This is a genomic window from Mesorhizobium sp. B2-3-7 (assembly GCF_006442695.1).
Lineage (GTDB): Bacteria > Pseudomonadota > Alphaproteobacteria > Rhizobiales > Rhizobiaceae > Mesorhizobium.
Window position 1 is genome coordinate 72,778 of the sequence record NZ_VFVV01000007.1, and the last position, 16,150, is coordinate 88,927.

Genomic DNA, 16,150 nt, shown 5'->3' on the forward strand with positions numbered 1-16,150 from the left:
GCGAGCGCCCCATGGCGCACAAGCGCCATTGCCGCAATGCAGCAATGCAGAAAGCGGAGAGCAAAGAGGCACTGGCAGCGGTGCTTGTGCCGTGCCCTGCCGGGCTAGACGACCCTGACCGAACCCGCCCGAGCGGCCGAACCGACCGGCTGAGCCGGAGTTCAGACCAGCGGCTTCAACTCCTGGGCGATGGTAGGCAGCAGTTCCGAGACATTGGGGTGGATGTGCATGGCGCGCGCCAGCGTGTCCACAGGTGCCTTGGCGTACATCAGGTCAAGCACGCAATGCACGGCTTCATCGCCGCCGGGGCCAAGCACGCAGCAGCCGAGGATTTCCCTTGTGTCGGCGTCGACGAGGATCTTCATGAAGCCTTGCGTCTCGCCTTTCTCGATGGCACGGCCGACACGGGTCATCGGCCGCTGGCCGACCAGCGCGCGGCGTCCCGACTTCTTCACCGACGCCTCGGTCATGCCGCAGCGGCCGAGCGGCGGGTCAATGTACAGAGCGTAGGCCTCGATGCGGTCGGTGACCTTGCGCGGATCATTGTCGAGCAAATTGGCCGCAACGATCTCGTAATCGTTGTAGGACGTGTGGGTGAAGGCGCCCTTGCCATTGCAGTCGCCCATCGCCCAGATGCCGGGCACGCTGGTGCGCAACTGGTCGTCGACGGTGATGAAGCCGCGTTTGTCGACCTCGATGCCGGCCTGGTCGAGGCCGAGATCGTCGGTATTGGGCGTTCGCCCCAGAGCCAGGAGCACATGCGAGCCGACGGCCGGCGGCTTGCCGGCGGAGAAGGCAACAGCAATATCCTCGCCCTGCCTGGCGAAGCTTATGGCGTCGGCGCCGAGATGGACCGCGATGCCTTCGTTTTCGAGGATCGACAGGATGGCGTCGGACACATCCTCGTCTTCGCGGCCGATCAGCCGCGAGCCCTTTTCGACAATCGTGACCTCCGCGCCGAAGCGGCGGAACATCTGCGCGAATTCGAGCGAGATGTAGCTGCCGCCGACCACCACGAGGTGGCGCGGCAACACGTCGAGGTCCATCATCGAAGAGTTGGTGAGAAAGTCGATGTCGTGAATGCCGGGCAGATCCGGTACCGATGCGCGGCCGCCGGTGTTGAGAAAGATCTTGCCGGCGGTCAGGAGATCATCGCCGACGCGCACCGTGTTGGCGGATTCGAAACGCGCATGGCCGCGATAGAGCGTGCATTTATCCATGTCGGCGATCCAGGTTTCCAGATTGCCGCGGGCGTCGTTCGACACCTTGTCCTTGCGCGCCTTGACCCTGGCATAGTCGACGCCGACCGGGCCGGAGAGGGTCACGCCATAGTCCGGGCCGCGCCGCGCCAGATGCGCGGCATAGGCGCTGGCGACCATGGCCTTGGTCGGCATGCAGCCGGTGTTGACGCAGGTGCCGCCGACCAGCTTGCGCTCGATCAGCGCCACGCTCATGCCGGCCGCGGTCAGCCGGCCGGCCAGCGAAGGGCCGGCTTGGCCGGCACCGATGACGATAGCATCGAAGGTTTTCGCCGTCATGCCACCGCCGCCAGGATCAAGAGGCCGCCAACGATCGCGACCGCGTCCTCGATGAAGGCCGCGGGCTGGTCCTTGCCGAAGGCGGCCGCCAGCCGGCCGCGCGCCTCCGCGCCGCCGAGCGTGCCGATAACGGCCCCTATGGCGCCGGCGATCAGGCAGACGATGGTGGCGCCGCCAGTGGCGCCGATCACGGCGCCGCTGAAGGCACCGAGCAGGATACGGGCGCCGAATTGCTGCGGCACCTTGCGGCTCGGCGTCGACGGCAACTGGTCGGTGACCAGCTCGACGATGGCCAGGATAGTGAAAATGCCGACAGCGGCCCAGTGGCTCATGAAGCTTGCCCAGGTGCCGGCAACCGGCAGCCAGCCGAGCCAGGCGCCCCAGGCGACGGCGGCCGGCGCGGTCATGGCGCGCAGGCCGGCAATGACCCCGATCAGAAGTGCAAGAATGTAAAGCATGTTCATCCCCCTCGATCCCGGGCCGGGACAGCCCTGAAAAGGCAGGCTACCATAGGTCCGGTATTTGGCCAGTACTTGCATAGGCGCTCTCTTACGCCGCAACGGTGCGTGGCAATGATGACGGAGGCACCGCATGGCTGAGAGCGAACGCGCAAAAATGGCGGCGGGCGAGTGGTATACGTGCATGGATGACGAACTGGAGGCGCTGCGTGGCGTGGCTGCGGGCGCCGTATTCGAGCACAATTCGCTTGCGCCCCGTCAGCGCGGCAACATCGGGCCTGCCTTGCGGGATCTGCTCGGCGGCGCGGGCGAGGGCGCCCGCATCGAGGCGCCGGTCCACTGTGCCTATGGCTTCAACATCTTTCTCGGGGACGGCGTCTTTCTCAATGCCGGCTGCATCATTCTCGACACGGCAAGCGTGCGCATCGGCAAGGGAACGCTGCTCGGCCCCAATGTGCAGATCTATTGCGCCGAGCATCACAGGGAGGCCGCGGGGCGACAAGCCGGGCTGGAAATCGCCAGGCCGGTCGAGATCGGTGCCGATGCCTGGATCGGCGGCAGTGCCGTCATCCTCGGCGGCGTCAGCATCGGCGAGGGCGCCATCGTCGGCGCCGGCGCCGTGGTGACGCGCGACGTGCCCGCGAACATGACGGTGGTCGGCAATCCGGCGCGGGCGGTCAAACGCGGTTGAGTGCCCGGCGGGCGCTCAGTGCGAAAGCGCGTGCGGCGACCGGTCGCCCTGGTCGGCCCGCCTGGAAAATTCACGCCGGTATTGCGCCGGGGAGGTCCTGAGACGCGCCGAAAAATGCTGGCGTAGCGAAGCGGCGCTGCCGAAGCCGGCCTCGAAGGCCACGACGTCCATCGATTTTTCCGTCGCCTCGAGCAGACGCTGCGCCAGTTCAAGCCGTTGCTCGATCAGCCAATCGCCGAAACTGGTGCCGATCGATTTCTGGAAGCGGCGGGTGAAGGTGCGCCGTGTCATGCCGGCGGCTTCGGCGACGCGGTCCAGGCTGTGCGCATCGCCGAGCGTCGCACGCACCGCGTCGAGTGCTTGTGTGAACCTGTCGGTATCGGCGCTCCTCGCCAGCGGACGCTCGATGAACTGCGCCTGTCCGCCTTGCCGGTGCGGGGAGAGCACGATCTGCCGCGCGAGCCGCAGTGCTGCCTCGGCGCCGTAGCGGGCGCGAACGATATGGAGGCAGCAGTCGAGCCCGGCCGCGACGCCGGCCGACGTCACCACGTCGCCATTGTCGACATAGAGCACCTCGGCATCCACCGCGATGTCGGGATGAAGCTTCTGAAGCCGCTCGGCGTAGGCCCAATGCGTGGCCGCACGCCGACCGCCAAGCAGTCCGGCAGCAGCGACTGCGAACGTTCCCAGGCAAAGGCCGACGATCAGGGCACCATTGCGGTGGGCCCGCCGCAGTGCCTGCGTCAGCAGTTCCGGCAGCGGGTCTTCGAGATCCCGCCAGCTCGGCACGATGACGATGTCGGCGCCGTCGAGCCCCTCAAGCCCATGCGGCGCGGCGACGCTCAGCCCGGCCTCGGTGTGGACGGGCCCGGCCTCGATCGCGCAGATGCGGAAGTCGAAGCGCGGCAGGCCGAACGATGTGCGATCCTCGCCGAACACCAGGCAAGGGACGGAGAGATGGAACGGGCTGATGCCGTCGAAGGCGAGGACGGCGACGATCGGGTGGGTCATGTCTTTGCCAGGGATTTCTGCGCGGGTTATGGCGGATTGTCCCAATTCTTTCGAATGATGTCAATCGGGCCACTTTCGTCCGATGGTGGCGGACCTATGCTCGGGCATCACATCAAGCCTCAAAGGAATGCATCATGTCCGAACCAGCCAGCAAGACGCCGCGCCGCGCGCTCGTCGTCGTGGACGTCCAGAATGACTATGACGGCGGCAATCTCGCCATCCAGCATCCGCCGTTCCGCGACAGCGTCGTCAACGTGGCGCGCGCCATGGACGCGGCAGCCGCGGCCGGCATCAAGGTGGTGGTCGTCAAGCAGATGGCGCCGGAGACGTCACCAATCTTCGCCAAGGGCAGCCATGGCGCGGAATTGCATCCCGAGATATCGAGGCGGCCACGCGACCACTATGTCGAGAAGACGCTGCCTTCCGCCTTCACCGGCACCGATCTCGAAGAGTGGCTGCGCGCCAACGCTGTCGAGACGATCGTGGTGGTCGGCTACATGACGCATAATTGCGACCTGTCGACCATCATCCATGCCGTGCATATGGGCTTTGCCGTCGAGTTCCTGTCCGACGCGACCGGCTCGGTGCCTTACGCCAACAGCGCCGGCTATGCCTCGGCCGAGGAGATCCACCGCGTGGTGACAATCATCCTGCAGTCGCGCTTCGCCGCCGTGCTCAAGACCGCCGAATGGATCGAGTGCCTGAAGACCGGCACCTTGCCGGAACGCGATACGATCTTCGGCTCCAACCAGCGGGCGCTGTCGCGCAACGCTGCGTAGGAATTTCCGGAAACAGAAAGGGCGCCGCATCGCTGCGGCGCCCTTAGCACTTTTTGGAATTGAGGATTTCTAGAACAGGCCTTCGATCTGGCCGGCTTCGTTGAGGAAGATCTTTTCCGACGACGGCGCCCTGGGCAGGCCGGGCATGGTCATGACCTCGCCGCAGATGATGACGACGAAACCCGCGCCCGCCGAAAGCCTGACCTCGCGCACCGGTACGGTGTGGCCGGTCGGCGCGCCGCGCAGGTTCGGGTCGGTCGAGAAGGAATACTGCGTCTTGGCCATGCAGACCGGCAAGTGGCCGTAGCCGGCCTGCTCCCAGGCGTGCAACTGGTCGCGCACCGACTTGTCGGCGATCGCTTCCGAGCCGCGATAGATGCGCTGGACAATGGTGTTGATCTTCTCGAACAGCGGCATGGCGTCGGGATAGAGCGGCGCGAACTGCGAGGCACCGGATTCGGCCAGCGCCACCACTTTCTTGGCGAGATCCTCGATGCCGGCCGAGCCGTTGGCCCAGTGCTTGCACAGGATCGCCTCTTCGCCCATCGAGGCGACATAATCCTTCATCGCCTGGATTTCGCCATCCGTGTCGGAGTAGAAGTGGTTGATGGCAACTACCGCCGGCACGCCGAACTGCCTGATGTTCTCGATGTGGCGGCCAAGATTGGCGCAGCCCTTCTTCACCGCCTCGATGTTTTCCTTGCCGAGGTCTTCCTTCTTGACGCCGCCATTCATTTTCATGGCGCGTACGGTGGCGACGATGACCGCCGCCGCCGGCTTCAGCCCGGCCTTGCGGCACTTGATGTCGAAGAATTTTTCCGCGCCGAGGTCGGCGCCGAAGCCGGCTTCCGTCACGACGTAGTCGGCAAGCTTGAGCGCCGTCGTGGTGGCGACCACCGAGTTGCAGCCATGCGCGATGTTGGCGAACGGGCCGCCATGCACGAAGGCCGGATTGTTCTCCAGCGTCTGCACCAGACTCGGCTGCATGGCGTCCTTGAGCAGCACGGCCATGGCGCCGTCGGCCTTGAGGTCGCGGGCATAGACAGGCGACTTGTCGCGGCGATAGGCGACGATGATGTCGCCCAGGCGCTTCTCCAGGTCCTTCAGGTCGGTGGCGAGGCACAGGATGGCCATGACCTCCGAGGCGACGGTGATGTCGAACCCGGCCTCGCGCGGATAGCCGTTGGCGACGCCGCCGAGCGAGCAGATGATCTCGCGCAGCGCCCGGTCGTTCATGTCCATGACGCGGCGCCAGGCAACGCGGCGGGTGTCGATGCCGAGCTCATTGCCCCAATAGATGTGGTTGTCGATCAACGCCGACAGGAGGTTGTGCGCCGTGGTGATGGCATGAAAGTCGCCGGTGAAATGGAGGTTCATATCCTCCATCGGCACGACCTGCGCGTAGCCGCCGCCGGCCGCACCGCCCTTGACGCCGAAATTCGGACCGAGCGAGGCTTCGCGGATGCAGATGATCGCTTTCTTGCCGATGCGGTTCAGGCCGTCGCCGAGGCCGACGGTGGTGGTCGTCTTGCCTTCGCCGGCCGGGGTCGGGTTGATGGCGGTGACCAGGATCAGCTTGCCGTCCTTGTTGCCCTTCACCGATTTGATGAATTCGGCGGAGACCTTCGCCTTGTCATGGCCATAGGGCAAAAGGTGTTCGGTCGGGATGCCGATCTTGGCGCCGATCTCCTGGATCTGTTTTTTCTTCGCACCGCGGGCGATCTCGATGTCGGACTTCACTTCTGCCATGACGGCTTTCCTTTGGATTGGACGGTGGAGGGGACGGGTTGATCACTGGTGCATGTTCGATACGCCGCGCGGGCAAGGGCATGTTCTAGCCCTCTCGCTGCCGTGGCGTCAACTTTCATGCAACTATGTTTCCTATGAAGAAAATTCCTCTGCGGCGGGCCGACCTGCCTCCGGTTCTTTCTGGCTCCGCTTGCCGCGCCGTATAGAAGCCAGAGCGGGGACGCGTCCGCCGTCTCAAAACAGCCGCGCAATGCACGGAATGCGACAGACACGGCGGCGCAAATCCGCCATCGCCGGCCTAAAGCGCATCGCGCTTCAGGCATTTGTTTCCATGCATATCGTTCTTCCCAGGCCGGACCACTTTTGGGTGACATGCATTGGGCCGACCGGCCCTACTGCGTCAGCACGTTGCTGATTTCGACCATGTTGGAACGCACCCTGAGCACATAGAAACCCATGGTCGTCAGATGCGTGGGCAGCAGCCAGCCGTCCTCGCGGCCATTGGCGATGATGAAGGGCTGGATGCGCAGCGCCGAGACGAACTGCGCGTCCATCGTATCCCACAGGCTCTGCAGGTGCTTTTCCTTGATGACGTCCTCGAAGTCGGCCTGCGCGCCCTTCATCAGTCCGTAATAGGCGTAGAGCTGGCCATAGGCGAACCAGTAGCGGTCGTCGGCGCGGAAATCGAACCAGCCATTGTTATGGTTTTCGGCACGTTCCTTGAGGATGGCCGAGGTCGAGCCGATATCGCTGGCGATACGGTCGATATATTGCTTCAGATTGTCGGCACGGGCATCAAAGGTGGCCTGGCAGGTGGCGAGGCGGGCGTTGAAGGAGCGCAGCTTGCGCACGGCGTCGCGATAATAGCTCGGGGTCGGCGTCTTCGGGCCGAACGGGCTTACACCGAAATACCAGGTGTACTCGTCGAACTGCAGATTGCCGCGCGCATCCTGCAGGTCGGCGTCGATCTGCGATGTCGTGCGCACACGGCCGAGATTGTCGGCGAGCTCGGTCGCGGTGCGGCGCACCGCCTGGTTGATGCCGCGCTGGAACGAGGCCTTGTTGTCCATCCACGGCGTGTTGTCCCAGCTGATGCCGAACAGGCCGAGCTTGTAGAGGATCATCGACGAGATCCAGGCATTCTGGTTAACGTTGAAGTCGGTCAAATCGGCGGCAATCTGGGCGATGCCGGAGTTGCCACAGGTCCTGGCAGTGTCGGCACCGGCACCGGCTGCTACCTGTTCGCCCGCCGAGATGTTGCGCTTCTCGAACGTGTAGGTGTCGGGATAGCTCGGATTGAAATTATTCCACCACTGGGTGGCGTAGAAGAAATTGGCGTAGAGGCCGAGCAGCACCAACAGGGCGAGGCCGAGCACGGCCTTGAGGATCCAACCGCGCTGCGCATACCAGCGGCCGGCCCACATGAACGGCCACAAGATGACGCCGATCAGGAGGCCGATGCCGCGGCCGATCCATTGGAAAATCCTGACGAAGAAGTTCACGATCGGATCGAGCATGGCTGTGTCACCCCTCAAGGCATAATGTCAAAAAGTTGCGGACTTTTGGATAACATCATGCGCCAAAACAACAAGTTAGAACGAAATGACGGCCGGTTTCGTTCTAGTCAGTCAGGCCGTAGAGGCGCGTGCGGAACGCCACCTTGTCCTTCAGATATGTGGTTTTCAGAACGTCCACAACATGCGATCGCCAGGCGTCGCTGAAGCCCTCATAGTCCTTGTAGAAGCCCTGCTTGTTGAAGACGTAGCGCGAGACGAAGTCCGACGGCACGAAATCCGAGATCAGCCGGTTGGTCAGCCAGGCGTCGGGATGGTCGGGCTTGGCGCGGACCACCAGGAAGCGCTGCTGCGGGAACACATCCTCGATCTTGAGATGGCCGAGCTGGGCAATCTCGCGCTTGGCGGCGTTGAGGAAGGGGAAATTGCCGTCCCTGGTGATCAGGTCGGCATGACCCTGGATCCAGGTCTGCAGCCAGACCTTGTCGACGTCGGTCAGATTGCGGTTCGGCTCGGCGTCGCGGATCAGCGCACGCACCACCATCTCGGCGCGGTGCTCGAGATAGCCCGAGGCTTCGATCCAGGAGGCGCGCGGCAGTTCGATGCGGCCGGTGGCGGCGAGGAACTTGAACACCTTGTCGGCGTCCTTGATCGAGAGATAGCTTACCTGCCACGGCCGCGAGCGGCGGAAACCGGGGGCCGCCGGATCGCTGATGACGGTCGTCATGTCGGGGTCGACGAACACGTAGAGCCCGCCGAAATGGCTGGTCCAGTAGGCGTTGTGGCGGAAGATTACCTGGTCGGGCACCAGCGCGTTCTCGCGGATGTCGCCGCAGATCTTGGCCAGTTCCACCATGCGGGTGAGCATGGCGTTGTCGCGCCAGGCGTCAGGCTCCTGTTTCAGGCGGTCGACGAGCTTGCCGAGCTCCGCGGCCTTGCCCAGCACATCTTCGGCCGACAGCACCTTGAACTCGACCTGGTTGATCGACAGCAGATCCTCGATATCGTTGACCTTGGGAATGGAATCCTCGATCTCGCCGTAGATGACATCCTTGATGGTCAGCGCGTCGATGGCGCGCTGATTCCTGGACATGAACTCGAACATCAGCTGCGAGGTGTTGGAGAAGGCGGTGTGCACCACCGGCAGGTCGATCTGCGACGGCGTCAGGATGATGAAGCGGCGGTTGACCTCATTGGGATCGAGGTAGCCGTAGTCGCCGCATTCCTCCGCCACTTCCGGCGAAAAACCGGTGCGGTCGATCTGGAAGCTCTTCAGCTTGGTGGGCTCGAGGCCAAAGGCGGCAAGCGCCTTGTTGTAGCGCTCGATGAGATGCGGCTCGTCGACGACGAGCAGCCGGCCGTAAATGAGCTCGTTGTCGCGCAGGAGATCGGGTTTGCGGGCCATTATTCCTTCTCCCACAAGGGGAGAAGGAAAGGCCGGAGCGCATCACGCATTCCACAGCCCCTTTTTCTTCATCTCCTCCATCTCACGCGCTGCCCGTTCGCGCAGCCGCGCGTCACGCAGCAGCTTTTCCACGGCGGAGTCGTCGGACTTGTCGGAGTAGCGGAACTCGCTGTCGGCGTAGCGGTTGATCTCCTGCATGACCATGTCCATCGAGAACGGGCCGCGCAGTTGCTCGATCATCACTTTCTTCTCGTCATAGCTCTTGTGCATGAAAACCTCTGGTTTTTCGAACCAGTCGTCGGGAAGCTCGATGTCCATGGCGCGCATCTTGATGGCGTCGGTGACGTTCTTGATGGCGCGGCCGGTGAAGCGCGGCTCGGCCTGCTTGATCAGGTGCAGATAGGTGCCGATGTCGGCCATGGTCTTGGGCGCGCCATTCTCCTTCATGTAGCGCTCATGGACCCGCATCAGCCCGTCCTCCTGCGGCTTCTCGTGCTCCTCATAGGCTTCGGCCACGGCGCGCTGGATCTCCTGCGCGGCGTAGAGTTCGTGGTCGCCGAGCGGGATCTTGTGGTTCTTGCCGGCGAGCAGCACGAAAATGTCGATGTAATCGTCACGCGTCTGCGGCCCGTCGACCAGCCAGCGGGCGCCGGCGCGCTGGCGCAGCGCATCGTCGACATTTTCGGGATAGTTGGAGAACATGCCGAACGAGCAGTTGCCGCGCACCACTGTGGCGGCACCGGCGAAGGCGTCCATCAGCACGCCGGTGATCTCCTGCTGGCCGGCCGAGGCGCGGTCGTCGGAACGGCGCGCCGCCACCTGGTCGATGTCGTCGATGGTGCCGAAGCCGATGACGCGCGGGTTCAATACATTGTTGATGAACTGGCGGCAGTTCTGGCCGGACTTGCCCTGATATGACGAGATCTGGTCGACGCCGAAATTCTCGTAGGCGAAGGGATAACCGGCGACCTGGCAGTAACCATTGACAAGACCGGCAATCATCTGGATCAGGGTCGTCTTGCCGGTGCCCGGCGCGCCGTCGCCGATGAAGGTGAACAGGAAGCCGCCGAGCTCGACGAACGGGTTTAGCTCGCGCTCGAAATCATAGGCCATCAGCATCTTTGCGAGCTTGACCGACTGATATTTGGCGATGTGGTTGCCGACGACCTCTTCCGGCTTCTTGAAGGACATCACCAGCGGCTTGGAACGCTTGCCCGGCGCGACGTCGAAGCCGTCGAGCGTGAAATCGTCGGCATCGATGCGGATATGCGCGTTCTCGAATGGGCCGATGCCGTCGAAGCGGCCTTTTCGCGCCAGGAGGCCGTCAATGGCGACACGGGCGAAGGCGCGCGCCCTGGTCATCAGGTCGGCATCGTCGGATGCGCCCGAAATCGCCTTGTCGAGGCCGGCCAGGATCGACTTCACCGCGTCCTGCGGCGTGTCGAAGAGGAAATCCGGCTCGGGAATGTCGTTGGGCGCCTCGCCGTCGCTGTCGATGAGCTGGAACAGATAGGAGGACAGGCTGAAGGCGGCAATGTAAGCCGAGGCCGACAGAAGCTTCTTGAACGTGGCGGCCTCGTCGCCTTCGAGGGGAGCGCGGGTGTTCCTGGCCTGCAGGCTTTCGAGATCCGAGCCTTCGGCGAAAACATCCGATATGGCGAGCGCGAGCGCCGTACCGCGCCGGGCACGAAACAAAAGCGTGTGCTGCGGGATGGTCAGCAACTGGTCGTCGGGGTGAACGGCGCCGACGGTCTTCGCCAGCTCGACCTCGCGCGTGCGGCGCACCGAACCGACCGAGACGGTGGAGACGAAGCGGCGATTGGTGCCGGCAAGCGCGGAGCCGGAGGAGCTAGACGGGTCTTCCAGCACGACGATGCGGGTGATGAAGCTCTGCGCGGTGGCGCGGTGCTTCTCGATCGCCGCTTCCGGGATGGTGGTCAGGCCGGTATCCATGAAGGTTGCTCCGTGGTGTGACGGTCAGACGTCCGAGATGACCTGTCCGTTGGACAGGATATGGACCTTGTAGCCGGAAAAGATCTTCTGCGCCTCGCCGGCGGCATAGAGCGCCTGGTAGGCCTCGTGCGGGATCAATGCGTGGTTTTCGTAGCTCGACACGCCCTGGCGCGCGGCCTCGAGGTCGTCGGTGTTGATGAAGAACTCCTGCGTCGTCTTCTCGCTCGAAAACAGCCCCTTGCGGCCGGGCTTCTCGCCCTTGGAATAGACCTCCTGGATGGTCCAGGTCAGCAGCCAGGCGTTCTCCGGCTTGCGCACCTTGGCCAGAACCTCGGTCACCGTAGAATTGTTGTCGGTGATCCCGGCCGAATAGAAGGGGCCGAGCACGACGCGCCGAAGCTGCTTGGGGTGCAGCGGCTCGAAGTCCTTGTCGAGGTTGACGGCGATGGTTGCCGGCGACAGCGTGTAGGCCGAGTTCTTTTCGGTGAAATCGTCGAAGCGATGGGCAAGCTCGGGATTGAGCAGGCCATCGACTGGCAATGGAATGTCGATCTGGTCGTTGAGCTTGCCATTGCGGTCGACGAGCTGGCGGATCATGTCTTCGGAGGAATCTTCCACCGTCACCATGTAGACCAGCGGCAGGTTGGCGCTGCCGTCGAAGGTCGCCCAATGGACGAGGTAGTAGGGCCGCGCCGTCTTCGGATTGACGGAAACCTTGGCCGTCTGCGCCAGGGTGAAGGGGCCGAAGGTCTGCTCGCTCTTGACGTCCTCGAGATAAAGCCTCTCGGCCATCGACTTCTGCAGCGCTTGGGGGAATTCCTTGTGGCGCAGGATGAAGTCGGCCATCTCCTCGCGCAATTCGTCGGCCAGCGGGATGTTGGCGAGCCGCGTGTCAGCCTGGCGGCGGTCGTTTTCGAGCTCAAGCAGGTTCTGGAACACCGGGAATCCGCTTTCGGCGCGCGAAATGCGGAACGTGTCCATGAAGCCCAGCCGGTTGCGCCAGCAGGAGAACGACTTGTCGAGCCGGGCGATGTATTCCGCGACGATCTTGGCGACGATGCCGTGCCGGTAGAGCGGCGAGCGATCGTCGCGCATGAACACTTCCAGCCCGCTGAGCGCTGCCGTGATTGCCGAGAAATACCGCGCCGCCGCGTCGTTTTCGGAGGTCATGCTATTGGCCATGGCATTGTCGCACCGGTGCGGGCGGCAATTACGACTGCACGTAATTGGCCGAATTGTGCTTCTTCAGCACTTCGTCGAAACGGCGGGCGAAGGCGTCGTCGGCCAGCTTCTTGCGGCGCTGGATGTCGGCGGTGGCCACCATGTTCTTCTCGTGCATCTCGAGCAGGTCGCCAATGTGCTTCTGCGAGGCGGCACCAATGCCGGCCATGGTCTCCTCGGCGGTGTTGTCGACCTGGCTGCCCAGCGTGTTGATCTTGTGGGCGACGTCCTGCTGAGCCGCGGTCTTCAGCGAATCCTCCAGCGCCTTGTAGAGAACGATGCGCTGCTCGGTGTCGATGGTCAGCTTGTTGATCAGGGTCGACTGTGCGGCGATCTGGTTGTTGAGCGAATCGACGAAGGTCTGGAACATCGAGGTGTAGCGCTCCAGCGTCTGGCTCTCGGCCAGCAACTCCTGTTCCTTGGCCTGCTTCTCATTGTATTCCGTGGCGAGCTTGGAACGTTCGCCTTCGAGCTGCGTGCGTTCCTTCTGGCTGGTGGAGGCCGCGATCTTGTTTTCGATGTCGAGCAGCATCGGATTGAGCTCCTCGATGCGCTTCTGCACGGTTTCCAGGTTGGACATGGTGGCCTTGCGGCGCTCGATAACCTGCGACAGGCTGGTCTCGGAGGTCTTGTAGCGCTGGTCGAGGACTTCTTTCTGCGCCTTCAATATGCCGACGATGGTGTCGGACTTGGCCAGCAATTCCTGCAGGTTGCCCGCCAGTGACATGTTGCGGACGCGGTCGGTGCGCAGACGCTGCTTGCGTTGGCTGGAGAAGATGCCGATGAAGTTTTCCCAGCCGGTGTAGTTCTTCATGCTCTCGAACTCGGCGCCGAAAACGTTGGTGGCGTCCTCCAGCCCGATGATCAGGTCGGCGATGTTGCCTTCCATCACCTTCTGTTGCTTCAGCACGTCTTCGATGCGGGCGTTCTCGATATCGAAATTCGCATCGCCGATCTTCTTGTCGGCGGTGGCAAGTTTGTCGAGCACGGTGCCGGACTGGTCTATCTTGGTGCGCATGTCCTGGACGACCTGCTTGGTCCTGGCAATTTCGGCATCGAAATTCTGCAATGTCGCCATAAGGGCCTCCCGCTGCGGCATCAGGTCGCTGATTGCGAACAGCGGCGAATATATGTGGGGCTTCAGGGGATTGAAAGACGTGAAGACAGGGGCGCTTCGAAAACAAAAACCTTGCCCACGCCCTTGAAACGCAATCGATTCGCGATCATGGCGAAAGGATCGTTTGGAACGCGCGTGGTTCAACTGTCATTGAACTTCAACGTCGGTGGATGTCGGCCAGGCATTCAATCCCCGCTGCCACGAATGCCTGAAATCCGACAGAGCATTGAGCGCGGTGAGGACGGTGGCAGCTCGGCGTCCGTCGCGGGGACGGAATAATCCTGGCTCAGGGCTTGGGATCGGCCTTCAGATAAGCGATGACATTGGCGATGTCCTCGTCGTTGCTCAGGCCGGCAAAGGCCATCTTGTTACCGGGCACTTTTTGCCGCGGCGCCTTCAGATACTCGGCGAGGTTGGCCTCGTCCCAGACGAGACCGGCGGCGCCTGCACTCTTCATCGCTTCGGAGTAATGGCCGAGGAAGCTCTCGGCACTGCCGGCGGCGCGGCCGACGACACCCATCAGATGCGGGCCGACCTTGTCGCGGTCGCTCGCTGCTTCATGGCAGGCCATGCATCGGTTGAAGACCCTCTTGCCCAGTGCCGGATCGCCGCCGGCATGGGCGGCAAGGACGCCGGCAAGCAGAAAGGCTGCGGCAGACGAAGCGGCTCGAAACATGGCTGACCCCGACGAGTTCTGGCTGGAACGAGAGGACGCAGAATAGGACCGGGGCCTTAACAAACTTTGCATCGTGGCGGATCGCTGAGGACTGCACCATGGGGGCAAGAGCGGCGGCCGTGATACCACAGCCCGGTCAAGGCGCGACAAAGCCGATGAAATCGTCGGGGGCGGCGCGACCCATTTCTTCTTCCCAATGGCGACGGCAGAGCGAGACATAGACGTCCTTGCCGATCGCCACCTGCTCCCCCTGCCGAGCGACCTTGCCGTCGCGGCCGAGGCGCACCACCATCGTGGCCTTGCGGCCGCAGCGGCAGATGGTGCGCACTTCGCGCAGCTCATCGGCTATGGCCAGCAAAGCGCGCGAGCCGGAAAACAGCTTGCCCTGGAAATCCGTGCGCAGGCCATAGCACATGACCGGAATGTCGAGCCGGTCGGCGATCCGGGCGAGCTGCCAGACCTGCTCCTCCTCGAGGAACTGCGCCTCGTCGACGAAGACGCAATGCACGGCACCGTGCTGATGATGTTCGGCGACGCGGGCGAACAGGTCGTCGCCGTCACGAAACATCTCGGCTTCCGTTTCCAGTCCGATGCGTGACGAAATCAGGCCGGTGTCGCCCTTGCGGTAGTGGCCGGCGACGAACAGCATCGTCGTCATGCCGCGCTCGCGGTAATTGTACGACGCCTGCAGGAGCATCGTCGTCTTGCCCGCATTCATCGTCGCGTAGTGGAAATACAGTTTGGCCATGGCGCCCTTTTAAGCCCACTTGGCCGGGCCCGGGGAAGGCCCCTGGCAGGCCTTCCACCAAAAAAGCCGGCTTGCATGGAAAAAGCGGCAGACGTGTCGCTGATCGGCCAGCCAGCGCCGTTGATCGTGATTGCCTTAATGCTTGAAACCGCACGAGAATGGTGTTTGGCTGACGAAACAAGGCGGGCACAAAAACCGTGACTTCGCCTCGCCAAAGAATCGAATGGGAGAAAGTTCATGTCGCGTATGAATTCCTTCGTCGCAGGCCTCGGCCTTGCGGCTTTCTTGTCGACGAGCGCTGCCTTCGCCGGGGATCCGGCTAGCTGCAAGGCGGTACGCCTTTCCGATGTCGGATGGACCGATATCCAGGCGACGACCGGCATCGCCTCGGTGCTGCTCACGGCGCTCGGCTACGAGCCGCAGGTAATCCAGCTATCGGTGCCGGTGACGATGGCGTCGCTGAAGAACAAGGACCTCGATGTCTTCCTGGGCAACTGGATGCCGTCGATGACCAACGACATCAAGGACTACACGGCCGACGGTTCGGTGGAGACCATCAGCACGAACCTGACCGGCGCCGGCTACGGCATCGTCGTGCCGACCTATGTGGCGGATGCCGGCGTCAAGACACTCACCGACCTCGGCAAGTTCAAGGACAAGTTCGACGGCAAGATCTACGGCATCGAGGCCGGCAATGACGGCAACCGCATCATCCTCGACATGATCAAGAACCCGAAGGACAATCTCGAAGGCTTCGAACTGGTCGAATCCTCGGAGGCCGGCATGCTGACGCAGGCCGAGCAGTCGATGAAGAACAATGAGTGGATCGCCTTCCTCGGCTGGACGCCGCACCCGGTGATGGGCGCCATGAAGATCACCTATCTCGACGGCATGGGCGACAGCGGCTTCGGTGCCGCCACCGTCCACACCAATGTGCGCAAGGGCTACACCACCGAGTGCCCGAACGCCGGCAAGCTCATTGCCAACCTCAAGTTCAACCTGGACATGGAAGGCCAGTTGATGGACGCCATCCTCAAGGGCGGCGACGCCCAGACTGTCGCCACCGACTGGCTGAAGAAAAATCCGGATGCCGTGACACCCTGGATCGCCGGCGTGACCACCTTCGACGGCGGCGATGCGGCAGCGGCCATCAAGACCGCACTGGGGAGCTGAGCCGACTGACTTCGGCATGCACGCGTGAGAACAAAAGGGCAGCCACTGGAAAAGGCTGCCCTTTTTCATATGCTGTGAGAAGATGACGTGACGACAGCGGACACCGCGGCAAAGCGA

General features: G+C 63.0%; 15 protein-coding genes. 4 read left to right on the forward strand and 11 right to left on the reverse strand.

What is annotated here, in order from left to right; genetic code table 11:
* Positions 1-161: 161 nt before the first annotated feature.
* Positions 162-1,538 carry an FAD-containing oxidoreductase gene (locus FJ940_RS15240; RefSeq protein WP_140657056.1) on the reverse strand — a complete coding sequence of 459 codons (1,377 nt, stop codon included), beginning with the start codon at positions 1,536-1,538 and terminating at the stop codon, positions 162-164.
* Positions 1,535-1,996, reverse strand: coding sequence for a DUF4126 domain-containing protein (locus FJ940_RS15245; RefSeq protein ID WP_140567131.1), 462 nt, complete (start codon positions 1,994-1,996; stop codon positions 1,535-1,537). The genes FJ940_RS15240 and FJ940_RS15245 overlap by 4 nt, the downstream gene beginning before the upstream one ends.
* A gap of 133 nt (positions 1,997-2,129) precedes the next feature.
* Between FJ940_RS15245 and FJ940_RS15250 the strand changes: the two genes are divergently transcribed.
* Positions 2,130-2,687, forward strand: a complete 558-nt coding sequence (locus tag FJ940_RS15250) for a sugar O-acetyltransferase (protein WP_140624194.1) — start codon at positions 2,130-2,132, stop codon at positions 2,685-2,687.
* A 15-nt stretch (positions 2,688-2,702) separates the two neighbouring features.
* Here the strand turns inward: FJ940_RS15250 and FJ940_RS15255 are convergent, their stop codons facing one another.
* Positions 2,703-3,698 carry a helix-turn-helix domain-containing protein gene (locus FJ940_RS15255; protein WP_140657058.1) on the reverse strand — a complete coding sequence of 332 codons (996 nt, stop codon included), beginning with the start codon at positions 3,696-3,698 and terminating at the stop codon, positions 2,703-2,705.
* A 134-nt stretch (positions 3,699-3,832) separates the two neighbouring features.
* Here FJ940_RS15255 and FJ940_RS15260 point away from each other — a divergent pair, with 134 nt between their 5' ends.
* Positions 3,833-4,477, forward strand: a complete 645-nt coding sequence (locus tag FJ940_RS15260; RefSeq protein ID WP_140556122.1) for a cysteine hydrolase family protein — start codon at positions 3,833-3,835, stop codon at positions 4,475-4,477.
* Positions 4,478-4,546: 69 nt separating this feature from the next.
* On the opposite strand, the gene FJ940_RS15265 is transcribed toward FJ940_RS15260, so the two are convergent.
* From FJ940_RS15265 to FJ940_RS15300, 8 genes are all read right to left on the reverse strand, one after another.
* Positions 4,547-6,226 (reverse strand): formate--tetrahydrofolate ligase, encoded by a 1,680-nt coding sequence (locus FJ940_RS15265; protein ID WP_140657060.1) that lies wholly within the window; start codon positions 6,224-6,226, stop codon positions 4,547-4,549.
* A gap of 392 nt (positions 6,227-6,618) precedes the next feature.
* Positions 6,619-7,743 (reverse strand): DUF2333 family protein, encoded by a 1,125-nt coding sequence (locus tag FJ940_RS15270; RefSeq protein WP_140516950.1) that lies wholly within the window; start codon positions 7,741-7,743, stop codon positions 6,619-6,621.
* 103 nt (positions 7,744-7,846) lie between these two features.
* Entirely contained in the window at positions 7,847-9,145 is a 1,299-nt protein-coding gene (locus tag FJ940_RS15275) for a DUF6638 family protein (RefSeq protein ID WP_140657062.1), read from the reverse strand.
* A gap of 42 nt (positions 9,146-9,187) precedes the next feature.
* Positions 9,188-11,098, reverse strand: a complete 1,911-nt coding sequence (locus FJ940_RS15280; RefSeq protein ID WP_140657064.1) for an ATP-binding protein — start codon at positions 11,096-11,098, stop codon at positions 9,188-9,190.
* A 24-nt stretch (positions 11,099-11,122) separates the two neighbouring features.
* Entirely contained in the window at positions 11,123-12,268 is a 1,146-nt protein-coding gene (locus FJ940_RS15285) for a hypothetical protein (protein ID WP_140624186.1), read from the reverse strand.
* A gap of 40 nt (positions 12,269-12,308) precedes the next feature.
* Positions 12,309-13,397, reverse strand: a complete 1,089-nt coding sequence (locus FJ940_RS15290; protein WP_140549830.1) for a hypothetical protein — start codon at positions 13,395-13,397, stop codon at positions 12,309-12,311.
* 325 nt (positions 13,398-13,722) lie between these two features.
* Positions 13,723-14,112 (reverse strand): cytochrome c family protein, encoded by a 390-nt coding sequence (locus FJ940_RS15295; RefSeq protein ID WP_140657065.1) that lies wholly within the window; start codon positions 14,110-14,112, stop codon positions 13,723-13,725.
* Positions 14,113-14,248: 136 nt separating this feature from the next.
* A complete protein-coding gene (locus FJ940_RS15300) occupies positions 14,249-14,860 on the reverse strand; it encodes a thymidine kinase (protein WP_140524924.1) in 612 nt (203 codons plus the stop codon).
* Between the two features lie 75 nt (positions 14,861-14,935).
* Between FJ940_RS15300 and FJ940_RS28995 the strand changes: the two genes are divergently transcribed.
* Both FJ940_RS28995 and FJ940_RS15305 read left to right on the forward strand, forming a co-directional pair.
* Positions 14,936-15,061, forward strand: a complete 126-nt coding sequence (locus tag FJ940_RS28995; RefSeq protein ID WP_263483040.1) for a hypothetical protein — start codon at positions 14,936-14,938, stop codon at positions 15,059-15,061.
* A gap of 36 nt (positions 15,062-15,097) precedes the next feature.
* Positions 15,098-16,033 (forward strand): choline ABC transporter substrate-binding protein, encoded by a 936-nt coding sequence (locus FJ940_RS15305; RefSeq protein WP_140496061.1) that lies wholly within the window; start codon positions 15,098-15,100, stop codon positions 16,031-16,033.
* Positions 16,034-16,150 lie beyond the last annotated feature (117 nt).

Coding starts and splice junctions, on each gene's coding strand:
- FJ940_RS15240 (WP_140657056.1), bottom strand. CDS start 1,538: ATGACGGCGAAAACCTTCGATGCTATCGTCATCGGTGCCGGCCAAGCC.
- FJ940_RS15245 (WP_140567131.1), bottom strand. CDS start 1,996: ATGCTTTACATTCTTGCACTTCTGATCGGGGTCATTGCCGGCCTGCGC.
- FJ940_RS15250 (WP_140624194.1), top strand. CDS start 2,130: ATGGCTGAGAGCGAACGCGCAAAAATGGCGGCGGGCGAGTGGTATACG.
- FJ940_RS15255 (WP_140657058.1), bottom strand. CDS start 3,698: ATGACCCACCCGATCGTCGCCGTCCTCGCCTTCGACGGCATCAGCCCG.
- FJ940_RS15260 (WP_140556122.1), top strand. CDS start 3,833: ATGTCCGAACCAGCCAGCAAGACGCCGCGCCGCGCGCTCGTCGTCGTG.
- FJ940_RS15265 (WP_140657060.1), bottom strand. CDS start 6,226: ATGGCAGAAGTGAAGTCCGACATCGAGATCGCCCGCGGTGCGAAGAAA.
- FJ940_RS15270 (WP_140516950.1), bottom strand. CDS start 7,743: ATGCTCGATCCGATCGTGAACTTCTTCGTCAGGATTTTCCAATGGATC.
- FJ940_RS15275 (WP_140657062.1), bottom strand. CDS start 9,145: ATGGCCCGCAAACCCGATCTCCTGCGCGACAACGAGCTCATTTACGGC.
- FJ940_RS15280 (WP_140657064.1), bottom strand. CDS start 11,098: ATGGATACCGGCCTGACCACCATCCCGGAAGCGGCGATCGAGAAGCAC.
- FJ940_RS15285 (WP_140624186.1), bottom strand. CDS start 12,268: ATGACCTCCGAAAACGACGCGGCGGCGCGGTATTTCTCGGCAATCACG.
- FJ940_RS15290 (WP_140549830.1), bottom strand. CDS start 13,397: ATGGCGACATTGCAGAATTTCGATGCCGAAATTGCCAGGACCAAGCAG.
- FJ940_RS15295 (WP_140657065.1), bottom strand. CDS start 14,112: ATGTTTCGAGCCGCTTCGTCTGCCGCAGCCTTTCTGCTTGCCGGCGTC.
- FJ940_RS15300 (WP_140524924.1), bottom strand. CDS start 14,860: ATGGCCAAACTGTATTTCCACTACGCGACGATGAATGCGGGCAAGACG.
- FJ940_RS28995 (WP_263483040.1), top strand. CDS start 14,936: ATGGAAAAAGCGGCAGACGTGTCGCTGATCGGCCAGCCAGCGCCGTTG.
- FJ940_RS15305 (WP_140496061.1), top strand. CDS start 15,098: ATGTCGCGTATGAATTCCTTCGTCGCAGGCCTCGGCCTTGCGGCTTTC.